The sequence below is a fragment of the Streptomyces barkulensis genome (assembly GCF_002843305.1).
Classification (GTDB): domain Bacteria; phylum Actinomycetota; class Actinomycetes; order Streptomycetales; family Streptomycetaceae; genus Streptomyces; species Streptomyces barkulensis.
This window is the reverse complement of the sequence record NZ_PGSG01000115.1, coordinates 87712-110437: the sequence shown is the minus strand read 5'-3', so window position 1 is coordinate 110437 and position 22726 is coordinate 87712. Positions and strand designations below refer to the sequence as shown.

The 22726-nt window shown below is 73.3% G+C and carries 23 protein-coding genes and 1 other RNA gene; 18 read left to right on the top strand and 6 right to left on the bottom strand.

The window, feature by feature from the left end:
- Positions 1 to 103 precede the first annotated feature (103 nt).
- From ffs to CUT83_RS27055, 5 genes are all read left to right on the top strand, one after another.
- Positions 104 to 200: signal recognition particle sRNA small type (ffs, locus tag CUT83_RS27075), an RNA gene on the top strand.
- 76 nt (positions 201 to 276) lie between these two features.
- A complete protein-coding gene (locus CUT83_RS27070) occupies positions 277 to 2595 on the top strand; it encodes a DNA polymerase III subunit gamma and tau (protein WP_101258441.1) in 2319 nt (772 codons plus the stop codon).
- 193 nt (positions 2596 to 2788) lie between these two features.
- Complete coding sequence (locus CUT83_RS27065; protein ID WP_101258440.1) at positions 2789 to 3124, top strand: YbaB/EbfC family nucleoid-associated protein; 336 nt, start codon at positions 2789 to 2791, stop codon at positions 3122 to 3124.
- 125 nt (positions 3125 to 3249) lie between these two features.
- Positions 3250 to 3849: a recombination mediator RecR gene (recR, locus tag CUT83_RS27060; protein ID WP_093657343.1), complete on the top strand. Its 600-nt coding sequence runs from the start codon at positions 3250 to 3252 to the stop codon at positions 3847 to 3849.
- The gene (locus CUT83_RS27055; RefSeq protein WP_101258439.1) at positions 3842 to 4543 is read left to right on the top strand and encodes a DUF5063 domain-containing protein; all 702 of its coding nucleotides are present in this window, start codon (positions 3842 to 3844) and stop codon (positions 4541 to 4543) included. Before recR ends, CUT83_RS27055 begins: the two co-directional genes overlap by 8 nt.
- 94 nt (positions 4544 to 4637) lie before the next feature.
- On the opposite strand, the gene CUT83_RS27050 is transcribed toward CUT83_RS27055, so the two are convergent.
- The 4 genes from CUT83_RS27050 to CUT83_RS27035 form a co-directional block, all read right to left on the bottom strand.
- Positions 4638 to 7733 carry an FG-GAP repeat domain-containing protein gene (locus CUT83_RS27050; RefSeq protein WP_101258438.1) on the bottom strand — a complete coding sequence of 1032 codons (3096 nt, stop codon included), beginning with the start codon at positions 7731 to 7733 and terminating at the stop codon, positions 4638 to 4640.
- Between the two features lie 247 nt (positions 7734 to 7980).
- Positions 7981 to 8208 (bottom strand): DUF7848 domain-containing protein, encoded by a 228-nt coding sequence (locus CUT83_RS27045; protein ID WP_101258437.1) that lies wholly within the window; start codon positions 8206 to 8208, stop codon positions 7981 to 7983.
- 2 nt (positions 8209 to 8210) lie between these two features.
- Positions 8211 to 8417 (bottom strand): hypothetical protein, encoded by a 207-nt coding sequence (locus CUT83_RS27040; RefSeq protein WP_143688632.1) that lies wholly within the window; start codon positions 8415 to 8417, stop codon positions 8211 to 8213.
- Positions 8418 to 8422: 5 nt separating this feature from the next.
- Positions 8423 to 8662: a hypothetical protein gene (locus tag CUT83_RS27035; RefSeq protein WP_101258500.1), complete on the bottom strand. Its 240-nt coding sequence runs from the start codon at positions 8660 to 8662 to the stop codon at positions 8423 to 8425.
- Between the two features lie 120 nt (positions 8663 to 8782).
- Between CUT83_RS27035 and CUT83_RS27030 the strand changes: the two genes are divergently transcribed.
- The 7 genes from CUT83_RS27030 (at position 8783) to CUT83_RS27000 (ending at position 14221) form a co-directional block, all read left to right on the top strand.
- Complete coding sequence (locus CUT83_RS27030) at positions 8783 to 9637, top strand: helix-turn-helix domain-containing protein (protein ID WP_101258435.1); 855 nt, start codon at positions 8783 to 8785, stop codon at positions 9635 to 9637.
- Positions 9621 to 9827, top strand: a complete 207-nt coding sequence (locus tag CUT83_RS27025) for a DUF397 domain-containing protein (RefSeq protein ID WP_240958066.1) — start codon at positions 9621 to 9623, stop codon at positions 9825 to 9827. The genes CUT83_RS27030 and CUT83_RS27025 overlap by 17 nt, the downstream gene beginning before the upstream one ends.
- 62 nt (positions 9828 to 9889) lie before the next feature.
- Entirely contained in the window at positions 9890 to 10372 is a 483-nt protein-coding gene (locus tag CUT83_RS27020) for a GNAT family N-acetyltransferase (RefSeq protein WP_420882441.1), read from the top strand.
- 272 nt (positions 10373 to 10644) lie between these two features.
- The gene (locus CUT83_RS27015) at positions 10645 to 11031 is read left to right on the top strand and encodes a YciI family protein (RefSeq protein WP_101258433.1); all 387 of its coding nucleotides are present in this window, start codon (positions 10645 to 10647) and stop codon (positions 11029 to 11031) included.
- Between the two features lie 28 nt (positions 11032 to 11059).
- Entirely contained in the window at positions 11060 to 12334 is a 1275-nt protein-coding gene (locus CUT83_RS27010) for an RNA polymerase sigma factor (RefSeq protein ID WP_101258498.1), read from the top strand.
- A gap of 371 nt (positions 12335 to 12705) precedes the next feature.
- Positions 12706 to 13656 (top strand): hypothetical protein, encoded by a 951-nt coding sequence (locus CUT83_RS27005; RefSeq protein WP_101258432.1) that lies wholly within the window; start codon positions 12706 to 12708, stop codon positions 13654 to 13656.
- A gap of 1 nt (position 13657) precedes the next feature.
- Entirely contained in the window at positions 13658 to 14221 is a 564-nt protein-coding gene (locus CUT83_RS27000) for a Uma2 family endonuclease (RefSeq protein ID WP_338104187.1), read from the top strand.
- A 26-nt stretch (positions 14222 to 14247) separates the two neighbouring features.
- On the opposite strand, the gene CUT83_RS26995 is transcribed toward CUT83_RS27000, so the two are convergent.
- Together CUT83_RS26995 and CUT83_RS26990 are read right to left on the bottom strand one after the other, a co-directional pair.
- Positions 14248 to 15417, bottom strand: a complete 1170-nt coding sequence (locus CUT83_RS26995) for a zinc-dependent alcohol dehydrogenase (protein ID WP_101258431.1) — start codon at positions 15415 to 15417, stop codon at positions 14248 to 14250.
- Positions 15414 to 15890 (bottom strand): hypothetical protein, encoded by a 477-nt coding sequence (locus CUT83_RS26990; protein ID WP_101258430.1) that lies wholly within the window; start codon positions 15888 to 15890, stop codon positions 15414 to 15416. The genes CUT83_RS26995 and CUT83_RS26990 overlap by 4 nt, the downstream gene beginning before the upstream one ends.
- Before the next feature lie 225 nt (positions 15891 to 16115).
- Between CUT83_RS26990 and CUT83_RS26985 the strand changes: the two genes are divergently transcribed.
- From CUT83_RS26985 to CUT83_RS26960, 6 genes are all read left to right on the top strand, one after another.
- Complete coding sequence (locus tag CUT83_RS26985; RefSeq protein WP_240958067.1) at positions 16116 to 16712, top strand: Uma2 family endonuclease; 597 nt, start codon at positions 16116 to 16118, stop codon at positions 16710 to 16712.
- A gap of 205 nt (positions 16713 to 16917) precedes the next feature.
- On the top strand, positions 16918 to 18189 hold the full coding sequence (locus tag CUT83_RS26980; RefSeq protein ID WP_093851803.1) for an aspartate kinase: 1272 nt from the start codon (positions 16918 to 16920) through the stop codon (positions 18187 to 18189).
- On the top strand, positions 18186 to 19280 hold the full coding sequence (locus CUT83_RS26975; RefSeq protein WP_101258428.1) for an aspartate-semialdehyde dehydrogenase: 1095 nt from the start codon (positions 18186 to 18188) through the stop codon (positions 19278 to 19280). Before CUT83_RS26980 ends, CUT83_RS26975 begins: the two co-directional genes overlap by 4 nt.
- 515 nt (positions 19281 to 19795) lie before the next feature.
- Positions 19796 to 20386 (top strand): SigE family RNA polymerase sigma factor, encoded by a 591-nt coding sequence (locus tag CUT83_RS26970; protein WP_101258427.1) that lies wholly within the window; start codon positions 19796 to 19798, stop codon positions 20384 to 20386.
- Positions 20383 to 21756, top strand: coding sequence for a hypothetical protein (locus CUT83_RS26965; protein WP_101258426.1), 1374 nt, complete (start codon positions 20383 to 20385; stop codon positions 21754 to 21756). Before CUT83_RS26970 ends, CUT83_RS26965 begins: the two co-directional genes overlap by 4 nt.
- Positions 21757 to 21820: 64 nt before the next feature.
- The gene (locus CUT83_RS26960) at positions 21821 to 22684 is read left to right on the top strand and encodes an SURF1 family protein (RefSeq protein WP_101258425.1); all 864 of its coding nucleotides are present in this window, start codon (positions 21821 to 21823) and stop codon (positions 22682 to 22684) included.
- Positions 22685 to 22726 lie beyond the last annotated feature (42 nt).

Here is a 22726-nt window from a genome sequence, read left to right as displayed (position 1 = left end):
GGAAACATTACATGACGCGGGGCGGTGGTTGCGAACCCGACCCCCGGGGCTGTCCCCGTCCCCCTCCCGGGCACGAGCACCCTCCGGTATCCGGTAGGCTTGGCGCAGCCCCTCACGTGGCGCTATCTCGCTGAACTCCCCCAGGGCCGGAAGGCAGCAAGGGTAGGTGAGCTCTGGCGGGTGCGTGGGGGGCGCCTGATTTTCCTCCCGCCGACAAGCGCCCCCCCGCTCCCACAGGGGGCACGGTTGTCGGCGGCGGCCTATATCGTCGGAGGCGTGTCGTCCCTCGCGCTGTACCGCCGCTACCGCCCCGAGGCCTTCTCCGAGGTCATCGGGCAGGAGCATGTCACCGACCCCCTCCAGCAGGCCCTCCGCAACAACCGGGTCAACCACGCGTACCTCTTCAGCGGCCCGCGCGGCTGCGGCAAGACGACCAGCGCCCGTATCCTCGCCCGCTGCCTGAACTGCGAGGAGGGCCCGACGCCCGATCCGTGCGGGGAGTGCCGCTCCTGCCGGGACCTGGCGCGCAACGGGCCCGGCTCGATCGACGTCATCGAGATCGACGCCGCGTCGCACGGCGGTGTGGACGACGCCCGTGACCTGCGCGAGAAGGCGTTCTTCGGTCCCGCCTCCAGCCGGTACAAGATCTACATCATCGACGAGGCGCACATGGTCACCCCGCAGGGCTTCAACGCCCTGCTGAAGGTGGTCGAGGAGCCCCCGGAGCACCTGAAGTTCATCTTCGCGACGACCGAGCCCGAGAAGGTCATCGGCACGATCCGGTCGCGCACCCACCACTACCCCTTCCGCCTGGTGCCGCCGGGCACCCTGCGCGACTACCTCGCCGAGGTGTGCGAGCGCGAGGCCATCCCCGTCGAGGACGGGGTGCTGCCCCTGGTGGTGCGCGCCGGGGCCGGGTCCGTGCGTGACTCGATGTCGGTGATGGACCAGCTGCTGGCGGGCGCCGGCCCGGACGGCGTGACATACGCCATGGCCACGGCGCTGCTGGGCTACACCGACGGCGTGCTGCTGGACTCCGTGGTGGACGCCTTCGCGGCGGGTGACGGCGCGGCGGCCTTCGAGGTGGTCGACCGGGTGATCGAGGACGGGCACGATCCGCGGCGCTTCGTCGCCGACCTGCTGGAGCGGCTGCGCGATCTGGTGATCCTGTCCGCCGTGCCGGACGCCGGGGAGAAGGGCCTGATCGACGCCCCCGCCGACGTGGTGGAGAAGATGACGGCGCAGGCGTCGGTCTTCGGCCCGGCCGAGCTGAGCCGGGCGGCGGACATCGTCAACGAGGGCCTGACGGCCATGCGCGGCGCGACCTCGCCGCGGCTGCAGCTGGAGTTGATCTGCGCCCGGGTCCTGCTGCCCGCGGCGTACGGCGACGAGCGCTCCCTCCAGGCCCGCCTGGACCGTCTGGAGCGGGGCGCGAGTCTCGCGGGCGGCCTGGCGGCGGGTGCGGGTTTGGCGGGGGCGTCCCCGGCGCCCCCCGCGCCGGGCGGTGGCCCGGCGGCGGCCCGTACGGCCCTGGCCGGGCAGCAGGACGCGCCCGCGCCGCAGGGCCCGCCGCCCGCACAGCCCATGCCACCTGCCCAGCCCGCACAGCCCGCCCAGCCCTCCGCGCCCGCGGGGCAGCCGGAGGGCGGGCCCGCACCGGACGCCGGCAGGCGGCCCGGCGCCTGGCCGGCGGCGGCACCGGGCGGCGGCGGCCAGGCGGAGCCGCAGGCCCGCCCCGGGGCGTGGCCCGGGCAGCAGCAGGCACAGCAGTCCGCGCAGCAGCCCTCCCCGCCGCAGCCCGACCGGCCGCAGGACGACGGCCGGCGCCCCGGTGCCTGGCCCACTCCGGCGTCCGCCCCCACGCAGGCGCAGGCCCCGGCCGCCCCCGCGCCGCAACCGCAGCCGCAGGCTTCCCCGGCTCAGGCCCCCGCGCCGCCCCAGGGCGGCGCCGACGCCGGGCAGGGAGCCGCGCAGGTACGGCAGATGTGGCCCGACGTCCTGGAGGCCGTCAAGGGCCGCCGCCGGTTCACCTGGATCCTGCTCAGCCAGAACGCGCACGTGGCCGGGTTCGACGGGACGACGCTCCGGCTCGGCTTCTCCAACCAGGGAGCCCGTGACAGCTTCGTCAACGGCGGCAGCGAGGACGTGCTGCGCGCCGCGCTGGCCGACGCGTTCGGCGTGCAGTGGCGGATCGAGTCCGTCGTCGATCCCTCCGGCGGTTCCGCGCCGCCGCAGGGGCAGGCCCCGCACCCCCCCGGAGGCTCGGGAGGTTTCCGCCCGGCCGCCGTCGCGGCCTCCCCCGCCCCCGCCCCCGCCGCGCAGTCCCCTTCCTCCGCGCCGTACGGGCAGCAGCCGGCCCGGCAGCAGTCCCAGCCCCAGCAGTCACCGCCGCAGCCCTCCCGGCCGCAGGCGTCCCGGCCCCAGGCGCCCGCACCGCGGGGCGAGGCCGAGCCGCCGCCTCCGCCCCCCGTGGCGCCGGAGGACGACATGCCCGCCGAGGACGACCCGGATCTGGACGACACCGCGCTGTCCGGCCACGACCTGATCGTGCGCGAGCTGGGCGCGACGGTGCTGGAGGAGCTGTACCACGAGTGACGCCCGCCCGCTCGCCCGCGTGCCCGCCCGTGCGTCCGAGTGCCTGCCGGGGGCGGGAACGGTCCGGGCCTGACGAGGCCAAGAGGGCGGGGAAACGCGTACGCTCAGGGGTACGGAGTACAAGGCGGGCGCGTACGCGGCGAGCACGTGTACGCACCCGCACACGTCGTCGAGCGAGCCAGGAGCGAATCCCGTGATTCCCGGTGGTGGCCAGCCCAATATGCAGCAGTTGCTCCAGCAGGCCCAGAAGATGCAGCAGGACCTCGCCGCCGCCCAGCAGGAGCTGGCCGACACCGATGTCGAGGGATCGGCGGGAGGCGGTCTGGTGAAGGCCACGGTCTCCGGCTCCGGTGAGCTCAAGGGCCTGGCGATCGACCCCAAGGCGGTGGACCCGGAGGACACCGAGACCCTCGCCGACCTGGTCCTGGCGGCCGTCCGCGACGCGAACGCCACAGCGCAGGAGCTCCAGCAGCAGAAGCTCGGCCCCCTCGCCCAGGGGCTGGGCGGTATGCCGGGCCTGCCTTTCTGAGGACGGCCGGGCACGGACCGCGCGTCGGGTGCATGGTGCACCGAAAAGCGGAAACGAGCGTACGGTCGGCGCGGGGACCGTACGGGAGCGACAAGGGCAGAGCGGGAAGAGTGGAGTAGGCGGCCGTGTACGAAGGCGTGGTTCAGGACCTCATCGACGAGTTGGGCAGGCTGCCCGGCGTCGGTCCCAAGAGCGCGCAGCGGATCGCCTTCCACATCCTGCAGGCCGAACCGGCGGACGTCCGCCGCCTCGCCCACGCGCTGACCGAGGTGAAGGAGAAAGTCCGGTTCTGCGAGGTCTGCGGCAACGTCGCGGAGGCCGAGCGGTGCAGGGTCTGCCAGGACCCGCGCCGCGATCCGTCGGTCATCTGCGTCGTCGAGGAGCCCAAGGACGTCGTGGCCATCGAGCGGACGCGCGAGTTCCGGGGGCGCTACCACGTCCTCGGTGGCGCGATCAGCCCGATCGAGGGTGTGGGCCCGGACGATCTGCGGATCAGGGAACTGCTGGCCAGGCTCGCCGACGGCACCGTCACCGAGCTGATCCTGGCCACGGACCCGAACCTCGAAGGGGAGGCGACGGCCACCTACCTCGCGCGCATGGTGTCCTCCATGGGCCTGCGCGTGACCAGGCTGGCCAGCGGCCTCCCCGTCGGAGGAGACCTGGAGTACGCCGACGAGGTCACGCTGGGACGTGCCTTCGAGGGGAGAAGACTGCTCGATGTCTGATGCCAAGCCCGAGAACCGAGGCCGGGACCGCAACGAGGACCGTGCCCCGGACCACAGCCCGGATCGCAGCCCGGACGACTTCGCGGTGCAGATCGCGGACCAGGTCGAGAGCTTCCTCGTCGCGGTCACCGAGGTGGCCAAGGGAGACGATCCGGACAGCGCCGTCCCGTACCTGCTGCTGGAGGTGTCCCAGCTGATGCTCGCGGGCGGACGCCTCGGCGCCCACGAGGACATCGTCCCGGAGGAGCGGTACGAGCCGGACACCGGCCCCGAGCCGGACGTCGACGAGCTGCGCATGCGGCTCGCCCGGCTGCTGGACCCGGTGGACGTCTACTCGGAGGTCTTCGACCCGTACGCGCGCAGCGCCCCGGTCGCCTGCCGTATCTCCGACGACATCGCCGACGTGGTCACCGACCTGCGCCACGGCATGGCCCACTACCGGGCCGGTCGGATCAGCGAGGCGCTGTGGTGGTGGCAGTTCTCCTACCTGTCCAACTGGGGTCCCACCGCCTCCGCCTCCCTGCGCGCCCTGCAGTCGCTGGTGGCCCACGTCCGCCTCGACACCCCCCTCGACGAGCTCGAGGGTCTGGACACGGACACCGACGCCGACGACCTCCAGCTGGAGAGGGAGGCCGGCGCGGTGATGGCGGCGGAGATCGCCGCCCCGCTGGGCATCAAGCCGGCGCGCGACTGACCCGGGCCCGACGACCCCTCGTACGGAGACCGGCCCCGGGCCGGGCGCGGGATGCGCCCGGCCCGGGGCCGGAACGGGAGCCGGTCGGCGGCGGTCAGAACAGGCCCTTGTAGACGTCCCAGCCGGTGCCGATCTCGGTGCGCCTGGTGAAGGTGCCGTCGCCCCTGCCGTCGTTGCGGTAGAGCACGCCGTCGGTGCGCCGCACGACGATGTCGGCGTGGCCGTCGCCGGTGATGTCGCCGACGCCGGCCACCGTGTCGTAGGACAGTCCCCACTTGGCGGAGACCAGGACGCGGCTCTTCAGCAGGCCGGTGCCGGTGCCGTCGTAGCGGAAGAGGGCGCCGTCCTTGCGGTGGGCCAGCAGATCGCCGTGGCCGTCGCCGTTCAGGTCGCCGACGCCGACGATCTTCGTGTACGTCCAGCCCGAGCGGATCTTCTTCCCCGCCGCCAGCGTCCCGTCGGCCTCGGCGGCGAACAGGTGGATGTCGCCGGTGGCGATCCGGCGTGCCAGCAGGTCGGCGCGCCCGTCGCCGGTCAGGTCGCCGGGCGAGGTCAGCATGTCGTAGGCGTCCCAGCCCGTGCCCAGGCTGGTGTGGGGGGTGTCGAATCCGACCACCTCCCCGCATTCGGGCCGGTAGCCGCGCAGCTCCCCGTCCGGCATCCGGATCAGCAGGTCGTTGCAGCGGTCGCCGTCGATGTCGCCGAAGGAGACCGGGGTGATCCGGTTCGACCAGCCGTGGAAGCCGTTCTTGCCGGAGAAGCCGCCCGATCCGTCACCGTGCTGGAAGGTCAGCCAGCCGCCCCGGCTGACGGTCACCAGATCGCCCACCCCGTCCGGCTGCCTGGGCCCGGCGTGGTCGTGGCGCACCTTGCCGGCGCCGCGCAGCACGGTCGTGCCGCCGTAGGTCAGGGCGGGGCCGTGGCCGTCGGCCGGGGTGACCGCCAGCGTCCAGTCGTACCGGCCGTCGGGCAGGAACACGTCCCGGGTGAGGCTGAGGTGCAGCCCGCGCCAGCCCACCTCCAGCCGGCCGTGGGCCGAGCCGCCGGTGAAGGTGCCGACCGTCCGGCCGGTCACCGCGTCACGCACGGCCAGCGTCCAGCGGTCGGCCGGCTTGGACAGCAGCACCGAGGTCAGCGGGGTGGGCGCGGCCTCGGCGGTGGCCGCCCACACCTCGGGGGCCTTCCTCGGTGCGCCGACGGCGGTCAGCGCGCCGGTGGGCGCGCCGGAGGGCACCAGGTGGACGCGCCCCTGGTCGTCCACCCAGGCCGCGTGGCCGCCGAACTCGTCCACCGTCCAGCGCACCCGGCGCTGTGAGTGCCCGGTGTCGGGCAGGTGGCCGATGACCCGGCCGGCGGCCGCCGCGCCGGTCACAGTGGTCAGCGTCAGGTCGCCGGAGGTGCGGTCGTGGGTGACCAGGTAGCCGTCGCCCAGCAGCGCCTCACCGTCCGGTACGGCCACCGTCGTCCCCGCCTCGCGGTCGTGGACCACCGACGGCGCGTCACCGGAGCAGTCGACGTACAGCCACCGGCCCACGGCCTGAAGCTCCTCCGGCGCGCAGCCCGCCCCGGTGTCCACCGTCGCGGCCGTCTTCTTCGCGGCCAGGTCGTAGCCGGTGACGGTGCCCGGGTCGTCGTCCGGCGTCCACAGCACATCGCCCCACAGCGCGGCCGGGCCCGGATCGCGGGTGAGCACGGGATTGTCGAAGTACCCGATCCGGTACACGGCCTGCCGTCCGGGCGCGGTGTGGAGCAGGTGGCCGCCGGAGACGTCGGTGATCTCACCGCCCGCCTCGGCGGGGAAGGAGAGGTCTCCCTCCGTCTTCCGCCCGTCGATCCGGATCGTGTCCTGCCCGTCGGCCCCCCGGTCCAGCCAGGCGATCCGTCCGTCCGCGAGACCGTGGACCCGCGCGCAGCCGGGGTCCTGCGCCGGGCAGGGCTCGTACTGGACGGGGCTGTCGTTGAAAAGGGTGCGCTCGCCGAACTCGGGGGTGCCGGTCGTGGCGACGTCCCGCAGCCAGGACTCCCTGCGGCCCCGGCTGTCGTCGGTGACGACCAGCCGTCCGTGGGCCAGTGAGATTCCCCGGATCGTCACGTCCGGGCGCGGCAGCGGTTTGAACACGGTGACGGCCGGCCTGCCGTCCTCGCCCTCGGTCACACGGTGGATGCCCCAGTCGTCCTCGCCGGTGCGGCCGACGACCACGGCGGAGTGGGAGGGGGCCTTGGTGATCTTCGGGTAGGCCTTGGTGAACAGCGTGACGGCCTCACCGCCGGTCGCCGGTACGGCTCTGACGGGCTCCGTCGCGTGGGACCTGCGGTAGACCAGCCAGTCCCCCACCGCGGCCAGGTGGTGCGCCGGGCTGACGGCGCCGCTCTCCAGCTCGACCTCGGCCGGGGTCGCGGAGAGGTCGTCGCGCGGTACGACCAGGAGGGTGTCGTCGAGGGTGCTGTACAGCACCAGGTGCTCGGTCGTGAGGACGGCGTGGAGGTAGCCGGTCGGGGTCGGTGCGGTCCAGCCCTCGATCCGTCCGGTCGCGCGATCGGCGAGAGCGGTCCGCTGCTGCCCGTCCACTCTGACCAGGAAGGCCATGTGCGTCTCGTCGGCCGCCACGGGCCTGCCGATCTGGGAGCCGGCGGGCAGCCCGCCGACGACCACGGTGTCCACGCCGCCGTCGGCCGCCGGGGTCAGCAGGGCCGCCTCCCTGATGGCGGCCCCGTCCTCGCCTGTGATGTTGCGGTAGGCGGCGACCGTGGATCCGAAGACGCCGTAGTACCCGTACCCCTCGGGGATCTCCACGGTGCGTGTCGTCTCCCGGGCGGCGTCCCACAGGGTGACCAGGTCCCCCACCTTGTCGGCGAGTGCGTCGCTGCCGGTGGACATCGTCGAGGTCAGCCCGTGCCGATCGGCGACGGGGACGGTCTCGCCGTCGGAGTAGCGCGTCCACTGCAGGCCGGAGCGGCCCTCCATGGTGTGGAAGAAGCCCTCGGCCCCGGCGCCTCCCCTGCCCTGCGGGTACTCCGCGCGGTAGGGCACCACCGATATGTCGGTGGTGCGCTCGGTGGCCGGGACCACCGTCTCCTGCGGGGGGTCCGACGCCGAGGCCGACGCCGGGGCAGGGTCGAGGGCGAGCAGACCGGTCGCCAGCGAGAGCGCGGTGGCAGTCGCCAGGGCGAGACGGACGTGCTGGTGCATGCGGGAACACTCCTGCTGCCTGCGGGGGGCGTGGTGCGGCCCCGGTCGATGGGGTGCCTTCCGTCCGATCTCCTTGCTGCGTGGGGTGTATGACGTGGTGAAACCGGACGGGTGGCTTCTGGAAGACTCCCGAAGGGGCCCGAGGGTTGTACGGAAGCACAGGGGGGCGCGTCACCCTGCCGTCACTCCGTCATCGCCCCACCGTCGCCCCACTGCCGTCCCGCCGTCGCCACCGGCCGGACGGCCGTCAGCGCATCCACGCCCGCCAGGGGCGGTGGATGACCTCGCGGTAGGTGTGGTGGGAGGGGTTGCGGCCCGCGTGGGCGAGCGCCCAGCGCTGGACGTCCTGGTAGTCGACGCCCGCTCCCGACCGCCGCCCGCACACCGCGCACTCCATCGCGTACGTGACGGGCTCGGCGTCGGGCTCGCGGTCGGGTTCCAGCGTCCAGCTCGCGAAACGGATCACACTGCGCATGCTCACGGCAGCCTCCTCGTACGGTCGCGGTTGATCTCGGTGACCCGGGCGCGCAGTTCCTCGCACGTCCCGGCCGGCCGCAGCGCGTCGGCCGGGCAGTCCCACTCCAGCCCTCCGCCGGGCGGCCGCAGCTGCACCAGCCCGCCCACCGTCCCCATCACCTGCCCCACCCGGTCGCTGCGGCCGTCCACGACGTACGAACCGACCACGGGGTTCACCTCTTCTCACCCTCCGTGACGGCCCGCGTGAGCGCGGCGGCCAGCCGCCGCGCCGTGGCGGGGGTGCAGCGGCCCAGTTCCACCAGCGGCGGATCGGCCGTCTCGCCCGCGTACGAGACGAGGTCCACGCGCAGCGAGGGAAGCGTGACACCCGCGCCGAGCAGCGCCTTCCGCAGCTCGTCCACCGCCTCCTCCGCGACGCCGAGCCGTTCACGATCGGGCTGTCGTCCTGTCACGACCACGCCTGGCCTCCTGTGCATGCCGAGAGTTTCCGAATGGATACCCACAGTGGCGGCCGAAAGCTACGCTCGCCAGAGTTAGACCGATGCGGTGAACCTTGTTGGGGGAGTGACGCCATGGCCAGTGGTGGCAGCGGACCGGGCCGTCCCGGGCGGCCGAAGATCGGCTGGGAGTTCTTCGGGTCGGAGCTGAGACGCCGCCGTGAGGCGGCGGGCGTCACCCAACAGGAGCTGGGTGAGCGGGTGTTCTGCTCGGGCTCGTACATCGGGCAGTTCGAGTCGGCGGTCCGCAAGCCGCAACTGGAGCCGGCCCGCCGCTTCGACGAGGAACTGGACACGGACGGCTACTTCGCCCGGATGTGCGAGGAGCTGGTCAACAGCTCGCCGTTCGCCGACTACTTCATGGAAGCGGCGGAGTTCCAGACCCTCGCCACCACGATCTGCACCTATTCGCCGACGCTGGTGCCCGGACTCCTCCAGACCGAGGGGTACGCCCGTGCGGTCTTCCGGGCGGCTCAGCCGTTCCGCCCGGCCGAGCGGAACGAGGAGGGCGTCAGGAGCCGGATGGCGAGAGCGCGGCTCCTGACGAGTCCAACAGCCCCCGAGTTGTGGGTGATCCTGGACGAGAGCATCCTGCGGCGCCCCATCGGCAGCGACGCCGACATGGCTGAGCAACTGCGGCACGTCGCCGAACTCGCGCAGGGCGACCGGGTACTCGTACAGGTGCTGCCGTTCAGCGCGCGGGCGCACGCTCTGCTGGAGGGGAACCTGACCGTGATGACGTTCGTGGACGCGCCGCCCGTGGCGTACGTTGAAGGCCCTTTCAGCGGGGAGTTGTTGGACGATCCGGCGGTGGTGGGCAAGTGCGAGGCCGCCTTCGACCATGCGAGGGCGTCCGCACTGTCGCCCGACGTCTCCCTGGCCATGATCGAGTCGGCGGCGAAGGAGTACGAGCGTGGGTGTGAAGCGTGATCTGACCGGCGCGCACTGGCGCAAGTCGAGCCACAGCGGAGGCAACAACGGCGACTGTGTCGAGGTCGCCGACAACCTCCCCGGACTGATACCCGTGCGCGACTCCAAGCGGCCGTCCGGCCCGGTGGTGGTGTTCTCCGCCGAGGGCTGGGGGCTGTTCGTGGCGGCCGTCAGGGGTGGCCGGCTCTGAGGTCTTTCAGTGATCTCGGGCCCGTTGCCTGGCCGCCTGCGCCGATCAGGACCGAGAGGCTCGTGCTGCGCGAGCCCGAGGCCCGGGACCGTGCGGCGTTCATCGAGCTGCACGCCTCGTCGGAGGTGCACACCTATCTCGGTGGCGCCCGGCCGCGTGACGAGCTTGAGCGCGAGATGCCCGAGGTGCCCGGGCGGCGGCCCGGGAGCTTCGTCGTGGATCTCGACGGGGCGATGATCGGCCAGATCCTGCTCAGGAGGGATCCGGAGCACCGTCGCCCGGCTGCCGTGGGGAAGGTCGACCTCGGCTACCTGTTCCTGCCACGGGCGTGGGGGTTCGGGTATGCCGCCGAGGCGTGCGCGGCGGCACTCGACTGGCTCGACGGCGTTCTTCCCGGCGAGCCGGTGGCGCTCGCCACCCAGACCGCCAACGCCGCCTCGATGCGCCTCGCGGCGAAGCTGGGGTTCACCGAGGTGGAGCGGTTCCGGGCCTGGGACGCCGACCAGTGGCTCGGCATGCGGTTCCCCGTGACGTCCTCCGGTTGAGCTCGCGCCCGACAGCACGGATCTGTCGCACGGCTGCTGTTCTCGTCGACGACACCGGGCGAACTCGCGGGTCGTGCAAGTGCTTGGACGAAGCGGCGGCCGACGAGGTGTTTCCCGCCGGGGGCGAGGGCGATGGGTGTGGAGCCGGGCCGGAAAAAACTTCTGAGAAAAAATGCGGGGAGCTGTCGATCCGGTCGTCTCCCGATCGACGCATGGGTGAGAGGCGGGAAGAGAGCCCGCCTCCGCCACCCGAACCGAGCAGAGGAGCCACCATGCCCCGCTTCATGTCGCTGATCCAGGTCGACGAGCAGAGCATCGCCACCCAGGCCCCCGACCCCGACTTCGAGAAGCGCATGGGCGCGCTGTTCGAGGAGATCACCAAGGCCGGGGTCATGCTGGACACGGCCGGGCTCGCCCCGACCTCCCAGGCCACCCGGCTCCACTGGTCGGGCGGGAAGATCAGCCAGACCGACGGCCCCTTCACGGAGAGCAAGGAGGTCGTCGGCGGTTACGCGCTCCTCCAGGTCAAGGACAGGGCCGAGGCCCTGGAGTGGGCCAGGCGGTTCCTGGAGGTCCACCCGGAGAACTGGAACGTCACCGCCGAGGTCCGCCAGATCGAGGAGGGTCCGTCCGACCCGTCCGAACTTCCTTGCCCCTGAGGCCGCGCGGCTGCTCTGATGGGTGGCCGTGACGGGAACGGACGCGGACGCGGTCGACACGACCGGTACGGGAAGTACGACGGCCGAGACGGTCGAGACGGTGTTCAGGATCGAGTCCGCGCGGATCATCGCCGCCGTGGCCCGCGTCGTGCGGGACGTCGGGCTGGCGGAGGAGATCGCGCAGGACGCCCTGGTGGCGGCGTTGGAGCAGTGGCCGGAGTCAGGCGTGCCGGAGCGGCCGGGCGCCTGGCTCACGGCCGTCGCCAAGCGGCGCGCGATCGACCTCGTGCGCCGCGGGGAGACGTACGCGCGCAAGCTGGCCGAGGTCGGGCGGACGCTGGAGGACACTCCGCCGCCGCCCGAGCCCGCCGATCCCGACGACATCGACGACGATCTGCTGCGGCTGGTCTTCACCGCCTGTCACCCCGTCCTCTCCACGGAGGCCCGCACCGCCCTCACGCTGCGGCTGCTGGGCGGGCTGACGACGCAGGAGATCGCCCGCGCGTTCCTGACCTCCGAGGCGACCGTCGCCCAGCGGATCGTGCGGGCCAAGCGGAAGCTGGCGGCGGCCGGGGTGCCCTTCGAGGTGCCGTACGGGGAGGACCGGGCCGGGCGGCTGTCGTCCGTCCTGGAGGTCGTCTACCTGGTCTTCAACGAGGGTTACTCGGCGACGGCCGGCGACGACCTGTGCCGCCCGGCGCTGTGCGAGGACGCCCTGCGTCTGGCGCGTGTGCTGGAGGGGTTGATGCCGGGCGAGCCCGAGGTGCACGGGCTGGCGGCGCTGCTGGAACTCCAGGCGTCCCGCGTCCCGGCGCGCACCGGCCCCGGCGGTGAGCCGGTGCTGCTCGCCGACCAGAACCGCGCCAGGTGGAACCGCATGCTGATCCTGCGCGGCCTGGAGGCCCTGCGGCGCGCGGGGGAGGGCCCGTACGGCCCGTACTGCCTCCAGGCCGCGATCGCCGCCTGCCACGCGCGGGCGGTGAGGTACGAGGACACCGACTGGGCGGTGATCGCCGCGCTGTACGGGCGGCTGGCGGCGCTGACGCCCTCGCCGGTGGTGGAGCTGAACCGGGCGGTGGCCGTCGCCATGGCCGAGGGGCCCGAGGCCGGGCTGAGGCTGGTGGACGCCCTCACCGGTGAGCCCGCCCTGCGCGGCTACCACCTGCTGCCCAGCGTCCGGGGCGATCTGCTGGAGCGCCTGGGGCGCACGGAGGAGGCGCGCGCGGAGTTCGAACGCGCCGCGTCCCTGACGCTCAACGAGCGCGAGCGGGAACTGCTGCTGGGGCGCGCCCGGCGCTCGTGACCCGAGACCCGGACACGGGTGCGTACACGGGAGGTCCGTCGGGTGAGCGGGGATTTCACCAGGGGCGTTCGGGGCGGTGTCGGGGCCGCTGCGGGACCCGAGTCTCGGGTTCCGGGATTCGAGCGCTGCTTGTGAGGAATGGGCGGGTTGGTACAACCCGCCCACCCTCCCGTACGGCCCCGTGCAGCGCGCGTACAACAACCGCACCTGCGGGGATGACCTGAGGTGACCGGGTCGCGACGATCGGTCGCACCGGTGTAGCGTGCCGATCGAAGAACTCGACCCCCGGCGGTGCGCCAACACCGGTCGGGGGTCTGACCACCCAGATCGACAAGGACGATCCTGTGGCTGTACAAGACCTTAGCGCCGGCATGCCCGCGCACAAGCACCCCATGGCGTCACCGGGCTACGGAAAGCGCACCGCGCCCGGCCAACGGCCGCGTACGGCGGCCGACTTCGCGCACCTGCCCCGGCGCGAGGCGTCCGTCGCCGCCTACCTCGACCGGCTGCCCGACGGCGCCGACATCTCCGTGAAGACCCTGGCCAGGGTGCTGCCGGACTACGGGCAGTGCGCGCTGGGCACGGTGCTGCGGCGGCTGTCGGAGGCCGGGCACCTGCGGCGCGGGCGCGAGCACATCACCGGCGGCGGCAGCCCGCGCTGGGTGACGCGCACGTACTTCTCGCGGACGGCGCGCGGCGACGCGTGGTGGGCGGCGTTCCTGGCGGGGGAGCGCCCGGGGGACGAGCCCGCACCCGCCCCCGCACCCGCCGCCGGAACCGTGCCCGCCCCCGTACCCGCACCTGCCGCCGGAACCGTGCCCGAGCCCGTCTCCGAGCCCGTACGGCCGCCGCGCTCGCGGGCGTACGGCGTGCTGGCCGGGCTCGGCCGCGCCGAGCCGCGCATGACGCTCTCGGCCGCCGACTGCGCGGCCCTGGAGGAGCTGGCCGGGCAGTGGCTGGAGCGCGGGGCCGACGAGCGGCAGCTCACCGGCGCGCTGCTCGCGGGGCTGCCGCCGGAGGTCCACCACCCGGCCGCCCTCGCCCGCAGGCGCCTGACGGACAAGCTCCCGCCCGAGCCGGAGCCCGAGCCCGCACCCGGGCCGGAATCCGCACCCCCGTCCGCCTCCGGCCCGCCGGGACCGGCCGTGCTGCGGATGGCGGAGTGTACGGTCTGCGGCGTCCCGGGCCGCCCCGAGGCCCTTCCCGGCGGCCTGTGCCGCGACTGCCGCGGTCTGCCGCCGGCCGCCCCGGCGGGCCCCTCGCCCGACGAGGTCAGAGCGCGCGTCGACCGCCTGCGCGCCGCCGCCGGGGCGAGGCGCTGACGTGGGACGGGAGGCCCCGATGCTCGTGGAGGAGTTCGAGCGGATCGAGCGTGCCGCACCCGAGACGGTCTGGCTGGAGTTCGTCCACGGTCGGCTGGTGGTGAAGCCGGGGGCGGACGGCTCCCGGGGCGCGATCCTCGTTCACCTGCTCGGGGTGTTCCCGGCGGAACGCCCCGAGCAGGCGCTCCACCCGTACCGGGGTCTGAAGGTGGGGGCGGGCCGGGAGGACCGGGCCCGTCCCGACGGGACTCTCGCGCCCGGTGGGCACTTCGCGGGGGACGGGGAGTGGTCCGAGCCCGGCGGCGTGCTGATGACCGTCGAGATCACGACGGGCGACCCGGACACCGACCGGCGCGACCTCCCGGACAAGCGCGATGCCTACGCGGCGGCGGGCATCCCCGTCCACCTCCTCGTCGACCGCGACGACCACAGCGTCACCGTGCACTCCGAGCCCGAGGGCGGCACGTACCGGAGTCGGACGACGCGGCCGTATGGAGCCGTGGTGGAGATCCCCGACCCGGTCGGGATCACGCTGCGGACGGAGAAGCTCAAGGACTACGCCTGACGTGCCCGCCGGGGACCGCCCGAGGGCTACGGGTGGAAGACCGCGCGCACGCAGCCGTCCTTCTTGTGCTTGAACATGTCGTAGCCCTTGGCCGCCCGGTCCAGGGACATGGTGTGGGTGGCCAGGTGGGCGGTGTCGATCTCGCCGGCGGCGATGCGCTCCAGCAGCATCGGGATGTAGCGCTGGCCGTGCATCTGCGCGCCGCGCAGCGTCAGCCCCTTGTTGACGACCATGCCGAGCGGGAACTTGTCGACCGCTCCGGCGAAGACGCCCAGCACGAAGACGGTGCCGCCCTTGCGGCAGGCGTGGACGGCCTGGCGCACGGCGGTGGGGCGGTCGGTCTGGAGGCGGAGCTGGTGCTTGGCCTGGTCGTACAGGTAACCGGGGCCGGTGCTGTGGGCCTCCATGCCGACGGCCTCGATGCACACGTCCGGGCCCCGGCCGCCGGTGCGCGTCCGCAGTTCGGCGGCGACGTCGGTGGAGGTGTAGTCGATGGTCTCGGCGCCGGTGTACGTCTCGGCCATCGCCAGCCGCTCGGGGTAGCGGTCGATGCAGATGACGCGCTCGGCGCCCTTGAGGACGGAGGCCCGAGCAGCCATCTGGCCGACCGCGCCGCAGCCCCACACCGCCACCACGTCGCCGGGCCGCACCCCGCCTAGGTCGGCGCCCATCCAGCCGGTGGGCACGGCGTCGGAGGCGAACAGCGCGCTGAGGTCGTCGACGCCCTCGGGGACGGGGAAGGCGCCGTAGTCGGCGAAGGGGACGCGCACGTACTCGGCGTGGCTGCCGCGGATGCCGCCCATGGCGTGGGAGTAGCCGAAGATCCCGGCGGTCTCGTAGCCGAAGAGGGCCTGGCCGATGCCGGGGTTGGTGTTGGTGTTGTCGCACAGCGACCACATGTCGTTGCGGCAGTACCAGCAGCGGCCGCAGCCGATGAAGGAGCACACCACGACCCGGTCGCCGACCCGGTGGCGGCGCACCCCGGAGCCGGTCTCGACCACCTCGCCGACGAACTCGTGCCCGATCACGTCGCCGGGCCGCATGGCGGGGATGTAGCCGCCGATGATGTGCAGGTCCGAGCCGCAGGTGGTGCTCAGCAGCAGCCGCACGACCATGTCCTGGTCGTTGCGGATCTCCGGTTCGGGGATCTGCTCGACCGACAGCTTGTTGACGCCTTCCCAGCACAGAGCCCTCACAGCACTCCCTCCCCGCCCGCTCGCCTGGAGGCCAGTCCGACGGCCCTGCCCCCGGCCGTGTCGCCGCGTCCGGTCGGCGGCGCGTCCGGCAGCATCACCTCGCCGGCCTCCAGCAGTGACTTGGCCTCGCGCAGCGCGCGCCGCACCTCCTGGCGCGGGTCCTTGCCCGCGAGCCGGGCCGGTGGTGATGCGGAGGCGGGCGGCGCGGGGTCGCGCAGCCGGGCGGCCAGTTCGGTGCCGCGGTCGCCGGGGGCGGGCCGTACGGTGATCTCCAGCGCGTCGCCGAACTCGTCCAGCGGGTGGGGCGGGCCGCCGTGGGGCATCACGTCGGTCGGCGCGAGGTCGATGGTCACGACCAGCCAGCGGCGGCTGTTCTCCCGCGCCCTGCGCCGTGCGGTCGCGGCCCCGCGCAGGGCCGCCGCGGCGGCCCCGGCGCCCGCGAGGACCAGCGCCGTGCGTGCCAGGTGGTTCATGGCCTTCCGCCTCCCGCTCCGTCTGCCGTGTGCCGTCGTCGCCGTCCGTACCGTCGTTGCAGGGGAGTCCGGGGTACCCCCGGACGGCGGCGGCCATGCGCGGGACGGGAGCAGGACGGGACAGGGCGGCCGGGCGGGCCGGTGTTCACCCGTACGGGCGGTGGAACGGGGAAGCCGCTGGGTAGGCTGACGAAGTCGGCGAGGATACGGCTCATGGGAGCAGTGATGAGTGTCGAGCCCGAGTACGCGTGGCCGCGACCGCCGGCGGGCGGGTACACCGCCGAGGACCTGGACCGGATCCCCGATCTGCCCCCGCACACGGAGCTGATCGACGGGAGCCTCGTCTTCGTGAGTCCGCAGACCAAGTTCCACATGCGCGCGATGCGCCTGCTGGAGAACCGCCTTCTCCAGGCCGCCCCGCCCGAGCTGGACGTCGTCCGGGAGATGACCGTCACCCTCGGGAAACGGGACCGCCCGGAACCGGACGTCATGGTCGTACGCGCGGACGCCGACACCGGCCCGCGGCAGACCGGCTTCCGCCCCGAGGACGTCGTGCTGGCCGTCGAGGTGGTGTCGGACGACTCCGAGGCGCGCGACCGCGAGACCAAGCCGCGCAAGTACGCCGCGGCCGGGATCCCGCACTTCTGGCGGGTGGAGGCGGGCGAGGGGGAGGACGGCGCCGCGAGCCCCGTCGCGTACGTCTTCGAGCTGGAGCCCGCCACCCGTACCTACGCCGTGACCGGCATCCATCACGAGCGGCTGAAGGCGGATGTCCCGTTTCCGGTCGATATCGACCTGACCGCGGTCGCGCGGCGGGTGTGAGGTGCGCAACGTTCCCGTGTGAAGAGGCCGTGAGCGGGCAGGGGTGCCCGCTGAGCCGGTGCGACGTGGCGCCGCGCCGCGCTGCTTGTGGGCGGTACATCTCACGATGTGGTAGAGGCGGGGTCGAAAAGGCCTGCTCGGTAAACTGAAGCGACCGCTGGGCTCCTGTACGGGAGCCCCGGAAGACAGATTACGAGGAGCGCACGTGGGCCTTGTCGTGCAGAAGTACGGCGGCTCCTCCGTTGCCGATGCCGAGGGCATCAAGCGCGTTGCCAAGCGAATCGTCGAAGCCAAGAAGAACGGCCATCAGGTGGTCGTCGTGGTTTCGGCGATGGGTGACACGACGGACGAGCTGATCGATCTCGCTGGAGAGGTGTCCCCGGTCACATCGGGGCGCGAGTTCGACATGCTGCTGACCGCCGGGGAGCGGATCTCCATGGCCCTGCTGGCGATGGCGATCAAATCCCTCGGCCACGAGGCGCAGTCGTTCACCGGGAGCCAGGCGGGTGTCATCACCGACTCCGTCCACAACAAGGCCCGCATCATCGACGTCACGCCGGGCCGTATCAAGACCGCGCTGGACGAGGGCAACATCGCCATCGTCGCCGGTTTCCAGGGCGTGTCCCAGGACAAGAAGGACATCACCACCCTGGGCCGGGGCGGCTCGGACACCACCGCGGTGGCGCTGGCCGCCGCGCTGGACGCCGAGGTCTGCGAGATCTACACCGACGTCGACGGCGTCTTCACCGCCGACCCGCGGGTCGTGAAGAAGGCCCGCAAGATCGACTGGATCTCGTTCGAGGACATGCTGGAGCTGGCCAGCTCCGGCTCCAAGGTGCTGCTGCACCGGTGCGTGGAGTACGCACGCCGTTACAACATCCCGATCCACGTCCGCTCCTCCTTCTCCGGACTGCGGGGCACGTGGGTCAGCAACCAGCCGCAAGGGGACCAGCCGATGGAGCAGGCGCTCATCTCCGGTGTCGCACACGACACCTCCGAGGCGAAGATCACGGTCGTCGGAGTGCCGGACAAGCCGGGCGAGGCCGCGAAGATCTTCCGGGCCATCGCGGACGGCGAGCTGAACATCGACATGGTGGTGCAGAACGTCTCCGCCGCGTCCACCGGTCTGACCGACATCTCCTTCACCCTGCCCAAGACCGACGGCCGCCGGGCCATCGAGGCGCTGGAGCGGGCGAAGGCCTCCATCGGTTTCGACTCCCTGCGCTACGACGACCAGATCGCCAAGATCTCCCTGGTCGGCGCGGGCATGAAGACCAACCCGGGCGTCACCGCCACCTTCTTCGAGGCGCTGTCGGGCGCCGGGGTCAACATCGAGCTGATCTCGACCTCCGAGATCCGCATCTCGGTCGTCACCCGCAAGGACGACGTCAACGAGGCCGTCCGCGCGGTGCACACCGCGTTCGGCCTGGACAGCGAGAGCGACGAGGCGGTCGTCTACGGGGGCACCGGGCGATGACCCCCGCCGGGGGTTTCCCCCGAGCCCCGATCGGTCGCGCCGACCGGCCAACCCTGGCCGTGGTCGGCGCGACCGGGGCCGTCGGCACCGTGCTGCTGGGACTGCTGTCCGAGCGCGCGGACGTCTGGGGGGAGATCCGCCTGGTCGCCTCGGAGCGCTCGGCCGGCCGCAAGCCGGCGGTGCGCGGTGAGGAGATCGAGGTCCTCGCCCTGGGCGAGGAGGTCTTCGACGGTGTGGACGTCGCGATGTTCGACGTGCCCGCCCGGGTCGCGGCCCACTGGGCGCCGGTGGCGGCGGCCCGGGGCGCGGTGGTGGTGGACAATTCCGGCGTGTTCCGGGCGGACCCGGACGTACCGATGGTCGTCCCCGAGGTCAACGCCCACGCGGCGCGGACCAGGCCCCGGGGCATCGTCGCCAATCCCGGCTGCGCCACCCTGACGATGATCGTGGCGCTGGGCGCCCTGCACGCGGAGTGGGGTCTGGAGGAGCTGGTCGTCTCCACCTACCAGGCCGTCTCCGAGTCCGGGCGGCGGGGCGTGGAGACCCTGCGCGCCCAGCTCGCGGCCGTGGCCGGCACCGAGCTGGGCGTCCACCCCGGCGACGTACGGCGCGCGGTGGGCGACACCGGCCCGTACGCGGCGCCGGTCGCGCTGAACGTGGTGCCCTTCTCCGGGGCGCCGGCCGAGGACGGCTGGACGAGCGAGGAACTGGCGGTCCGCGAGGAGACCCGCAGGGTCCTGGGTCTGCCGGGGCTGCGCGCCACCGCCACCTGTGTGCGCGTACCCGTGGTCACCACCCACTCGGCGTCGGTGCACGCACGCTTCGAGAACGAGGTCTCGGTGGGCGAGGCGCACGAGATCCTGGCGAACGCGCCGGGCGTGGTGGTCTGCGACGATCCGGCGACGGGTGAGTTCCCCACCCCCGCCGACGCGGTCGGCACCGATCCCGCCTGGGTGGGGCGGGTGCGGCGCTCGCCGGACGACCCGCGGGCGCTGGAGCTGTTCGTGTGCGGCGACAACCTCCGCAAGGGCGCCGCGCTCAACATGGCGCAGATCGGCGAGCTGGTCGCGGCCGAGCGGGCCGCGGAATGACCGGAAACCGCCGTCGGTGCGCAGTGCTCCGCGGTGAATCCGCCGCGGAAGGGAGTCGAACCCGCACCGGTCCTGACGCGGCATCGGCCGACTGACCGGCGCCGGTGCGTGCCGCCCCGGTGGTCGGGAGGCGGCGGAGGGCGGGCCGCGTGCTCCGGCGCCGGTGGCCGGATCCGGACAGGGCGGCGCCGGTTGTGAAGGACTTGTAATGAAGTCATACCTAGTAACCGCTTGATCCAGACCAGTCTTCTGGAAGAGGATTTTCCTCCGCATGCCCGGAACCGCGATCCGGGCGCGGGCGTCTCCCGTTCCACTGCCGGAAGCCGAGGGCGCCTGTTCGGCGGCGGAGAGGAAGAGGTGGTACGCATGCGGTCGTCCGGTTCGCCGGAAAGAACGACGCTCCGCGCGTACAACCCTGACGGGGGGAAGCGTGTCCAACAGGCGTGGCAGAGGCACTCGGAATCGCAACGGCGCCCGGACGGGCCCCCGCGGGCGGCGGCACGTCCGGCAGGGGCATGCCCGTGATCGCTCCCTGGTCGGCTTCCCGTCCCGCACGGCTCCCCTCGCAGGCGAGGGACGCTGACGGCGCGATGGCAGCGGGCACCACAGTGGCGGGCACCACCGTCGACCACCTCACCGAGACCTACCAGGCCCACTACCGCTCCCTGCTCGGGCTCGCCGCCCTGCTGCTCGACGACACCGCGTCCTGCGAGGACGTGGTGCAGGAGGCGTTCATCCGTGTGCACTCGGCGCGCAGGCGGGTGCGGGAGCCGGAGAAGACCCTGGCGTATCTGCGTCAGACCGTCGTCAACCTCTCCCGCTCCACGCTGCGCCGCCGCATCCTGGGGCTGAAGCTGCTCTCCAAGCCGATGCCGGACATGGCCAGCGCGGAGGAGGGCGCGTACGCGCGCATCGAGCAGGACGAGTTGAAGAAGGCGCTGCGCAAGCTCCAGCGCCGCCAGCGGGAGGTGCTGGTCCTGCGGTACTTCGCGGACATGACCGAGGCGCAGGTCGCCGAGACGCTCGGCATCTCGCTCGGTTCGGTGAAGGCGTACGGCTCCCGGGGCATCGCCGCCCTGCGGGTCGCGATGGAGGCGCCCGCATGAGCGGCGACGGACGGCACGAGGAACAGCGCGACCCGCAGGGGGAACCCGGAGCCGGAGCCGGACACGGTGAGGGCGGCGGGCGGGAGGGACGGGGGCCGGAGGCGGTCGGCTCGGCGGGCGAGGACCCGGCGGGCCCGAGGGGCACCCCGTCGAATCCCGGTGTTCCGGCGGATCCGGACACCCCGGCGGATCCGGACACCCCGGTGGATCCGGCCGGCCTGGACGAGCGGTCGCTGCGCCTGATGCTGCACGGCGCCGTCGAGGACGTCGCGCCGGCCCCGGACGCCCTCGAACGCCTCCACCACGCCGTACCCGCCCGCCGGGCGCGCCGCAGGCAGCTGACGGTCGGGGCGGCCGCCGCCGCCCTCGTCATCGGTGTGGCCACCCCCGCCCTGGTGCAGAGCGGCGTCATCACCCGGGTCCTGGACGGCGACACCACCAACGCCGCCAGTGCCCAGGACCGGCAGGAGGGCGCCGGTACGGACGGCCGGAGCGGCGACGCCGCGAACCAGGGCGCCGACCAGTACTCCGCGGGCGGCGGACGGCAGGACGCGGCGGGGTCGCGCGAGGGCTCAGACAGGGGCGGCTCCGCGTCGTCCCCCGAGACCGACGACACCCTCGGCCCCACCTCCCCGAGCTGTCTGCGCTCCCAGATCGGCGACGGCGGCTCCACCGTGAGCCCCGCCGATGCGGACGGCCATGTGTACGGGGCCTTCAAGATCAAGAACATCTCGGACGCCTCCTGCCTGGTGGACGAGTCCGACACCGTCACCGCCACCCCGGTGGGCGCCGCCGACCCGACCGGCTTCAGCGTCGTCGCCCACACCTCCGGCGACAGGGCCGCCAAGCTGCCCGACCCGCAGCTCGAACCCGGCTCGTTCGTCCTGGAACCGGGCAAGTCGTACACGGTGCGGTTCGCCTGGGTGCCCAGCGAGGGCGGCGGCACCACCGGCTGCCCGGCGAGCCCCGGCCCCGATCCGACGGCACCCGGCGACTCCTCCGGCGGCACGGACTCCTCCGGCGGCAGCGGTGGCGGCGACGGAGGCGGCGGCACCGGCGGAGGCGGCACGAGCGGCGGCACGGACTCCTCCGGCGGCGGCGGTACCTCCGGCGGCACGGCACCCCCCGACGGCGGCCAGGGCGGCGAGGGCGGCGACACCGTCGACGAGCCCACCGAGAGCAGCGGCAGCGGCGTCAGCCCCCAGCTCGCGTACGACACCGGAGGCTCGGGCTCCGGCCCGGGCGCCGCGGCGGCCTCGGTCGTCCTGCGCTACGTGCCGGCGGCGGGCGAGCCGCGCATCGGCAAGATCGAGATCGCCGGGGCCTGCGCCGGGACGGTGTACCGCACCGGCCCCGTACCGGTGGGCTGAACACCCGGCGGGCGGGGCGGGGGCGGGTGGGCCGTTCCCGGCCCGCCCCCGTACCGTTGAGGGCGTGTACCGGTTCCTGCTGACCCCGCGCTGGTGGGTGATCAACCTCTTCGTGCTGCTGTCGATCCCCGTCTGCCTGTTCATGGGGAGCTGGCAGCTGAGCCGCTTCGAGGACCGCGTGGACTCCCACCAGGCCCGCCAGGAGCGCTCGGCGGAGGGGACCGCCGAGGCCGACGCCAGACCGCTGGACGATCTGCTGCCCCTCACCCAGGAGACCGCCGGGCAGCCCGCCCGGACCACCGGCAGCTACGACGCGGGCCACGAGTTCCTGGTGCCCGGCCGCCACCTCGGCGACCGCGAGGGCTTCTACGTGCTGACCCCGCTGCGCACCGGCGACGGCCGGGCCCTGCCCGTCGTACGCGGCTGGCTGCCGGGCGAGGCCGACCCCGCGCGGGTGCCCGCGCCGCCGGCCGGCGAGGTGAGCGTCACCGGAGTGCTCCAGGCGCCGGAGAGCCAGAGCTCGCCGGGCGCCGTCGGCGGCGCCCTGCCGAAGGGCCAGGTCGGCATCATCAGCGCGGCCACGCTGGTCAACCTGGTGCCGTACGAGGTGTACGACGTGTGGATCACCGTCCAGCGCGCGCAGGAGCCGATGGAGGCGGTGCCGCCGGTCGCGGCGGCGGGCACCGGACTGGACCTGAAGGCGTTCCAGAACCTGGGCTACACCGCGCAGTGGTTCGTCTTCGCGGGCTTCGTGGTCTTCATGTGGTACCGGCTGTTCCGCCGCGAGGCGGAGACCGCCCGCGATCTCGCCCTCGGCATCGAGGCGCCCACCGAGCCCACCGAGCCCACCGCGGAACCGTCCCCGGTGCGGGAGGAGCCCGCCGCGGCGGGCTCCGGCGCCCCGTCCGCGGAGAAATCCGCTCCCTGACATAGATCCGGCCCTCCCTCCACGTCTGAGTCATGACGACGA